Raw genomic sequence first — 1,753 nt, 5'->3', positions numbered from 1 at the left:
GCCAGGTCGGAGTACGTCCACGGCCCGTCCGGCGCCTCGGATCGGCCGTGCCCACGGAACTGGAAGAACACCTTGCGGCCGGTCACCCCACTGCCTGGTCCTCCCCGGCCGCTGGCGCGGGACGGTTCCGTGACCTGCTGGCGAAGGCCGAGAACGGCTCGTCCCCGCAACTCTCGACCGAACGCTCATGACCAACTGACCGATCGGACTACGTCGACTCGCTTAGGCTGTTAGAGAAGTGCAGTCCTGCCCGATTCGTGGGCCTGCTCCCGCCGCCGGCCTTCGGCGGCGTGGAGCCGGGGTGAGGAGGTGTCCCTCGTGGACGTCGACGCCGGACACGGCGCCGCCCTGGGGGGCGCCCTTCCGACACAGCCGGGTGAGCTGCCGCTCGCCCGGCGGCTGCGGTCGTTGCTCAGCTGGCCGACCACCGACTCCGACCCGGTGACCCACCTGGTGCGCACGCACCGGGGGATCCACGCCGGCACCGACCCCGCCGTGCTGCGCCGGGCGTACACGATCGCGGAGAACATGCACCGCGGGCAGTTCCGCAAGAGCGGGGAGCCGTACATCACCCATCCCCTCGCGGTGGCGCAGATCTGCGCCGAGCTGGGGATGGACTCCACCACCCTGGTCGCGGCGCTGCTGCATGACACCGTGGAGGACACCCGCTACACCCTCCAGGCGCTCTCCGAGGACTTCGGCGGCGAGGTGGCCCACCTGGTCGACGGGGTGACCAAGTTCGACAAGGCGTTCTACGGCAAGGCCGCCGAGGCGGAGACGATCCGCAAGATGATCGTGGCGGCCGCGAAGGACGTCCGGGTGCTGATCATCAAGCTGGCCGATCGCCTGCACAACATGCGCACCCTGGGTGTGCGGTCGGCGGCCTCGCGGGAACGGATCGCCCGCAAGACCCAGGAGGTGCTGGTCCCGCTCTGTGACCGGCTGGGCATCCAGACCCTCAAGCGCGAGCTGGACGACGTGGTGTTGCTGCACCTGGAGCCCGACGAGCACGCCCGGCTGGCCCGGCACGTGCACGACCGGCCGGGATGGGACGCGTACCTCGACTCGGTGGTCGCCTCGGCCCGGGTGGCGCTCAAACGCAGCCGGGTCGATGCCGAGGTGAGCCCTCGTCCCCGGCACCTCTACTCGATCTGGAAGGACACCATCGCCGGCAGTCACACCGCTCCGTACGACCTGCCCCGCATCGTGGTGGTGGTCGACGGCCCGGCGACCGACTGTTACGCCGCGTTGGGCGCGATCCACGGCACGTGGCGACCGATCCCCGGCCGTTTCAAGGACTTCATCGCCTCACCGAAGAACAACCTCTACCGGTCGCTGCACACGAGCGTCTGCGGCCCGCAGGACCGCACCGTCGAGGTGCTGATCCGCACCGAGGAGATGCACCGCTCGGCCGAGTACGGCATCGCCGCCGACTTCCGCTTCCCGCGCTCGGGCAACAGCGGCAGCGCGGCGGCCCGCGCCGAGCAGTTGGACTGGCTGCGCCGGGTGCTCGACTGGGAGCCGGACGCCGCCGACCCGGCACAGTTCTACGAGTCGCTGCGCTGCGACCTCGCCGAGGGCCAGATCCAGGTCTTCGCGGACGGTCAGCAGGTCGTGCTGCCGGCCGGCGCGACCCCCGTCGACCTGGCCTACGAGCTGGGCAACGAGCGGGGCGACCACTGCCTCGCCGCCCGGATCAACGGTCGCCTGGCCCCGCTCAGCTCGGAGCTGGACGAGGGCGACGTGGTGGAGA

1 protein-coding gene and 1 pseudogene are annotated in these 1,753 nt (G+C 70.9%); one reads left to right on the top strand and one right to left on the bottom strand.

Annotation, left to right across the window (positions count from 1 at the left end):
• Nucleotides 1-170, bottom strand: a pseudogene (locus ACWCO3_RS34415) (alpha/beta hydrolase); the annotation flags it as partial.
• Between the two features lie 148 nt (nucleotides 171-318).
• On the opposite strand from ACWCO3_RS34415, the gene ACWCO3_RS34410 reads away from it, so the two are divergent.
• Nucleotides 319-1,753: RelA/SpoT family protein (locus tag ACWCO3_RS34410; RefSeq protein WP_450014173.1), on the top strand; the 1,435-nt coding region annotated here is incomplete at its 3' end.

Source organism: Micromonospora sp. NPDC002411, assembly GCF_053592955.1.
The sequence above is the reverse complement of the archived record's forward strand: the minus strand, read 5'-3'. Positions and strand labels throughout refer to the sequence as shown.